Origin of the sequence: Stenotrophomonas sp. SrG, from assembly GCF_050031795.1 — a bacterium.
Classification (GTDB): Bacteria; Pseudomonadota; Gammaproteobacteria; order Xanthomonadales; family Xanthomonadaceae; genus Stenotrophomonas; species Stenotrophomonas rhizophila_A.
Genome location: NZ_JBNBBE010001219.1, coordinates 1 through 237, shown reverse-complemented (window position 1 = coordinate 237; position 237 = coordinate 1). Strand labels below are relative to the sequence as shown.

The following is a 237-nucleotide window of genomic DNA, read 5'->3' as shown; positions in this document are numbered from 1 at the left end:
TCCAGGGTGAAGTAGCCCAGGATGCGGCCGTGTTCCTCCACGCACAGGGCCATGTGCGTGGTGGCGGTGCGGAAGCGCTCAAGCACGGCGGTGACCGGGGTTTCCAGCGCGATCAGGGTGGCCGGGCGCAGCAGGGCGCGCAGGTCGTCGGTGGGCTGGCCGCGGGCGATCTCCACCAGCAGGTCCTTCCTGTGCAGGATGCCCAGCACTTCCTCGCCATCGCTGTCGAACCACGGG

Annotated in this window: 1 protein-coding gene; it reads right to left on the bottom strand. The window is 69.6% G+C overall.

The features are described 5' to 3' along the window. On the bottom strand, positions 1–237 hold a 237-nt coding region (locus ACQG3P_RS23315; RefSeq protein WP_426806369.1), incomplete at both ends, for a CBS domain-containing protein.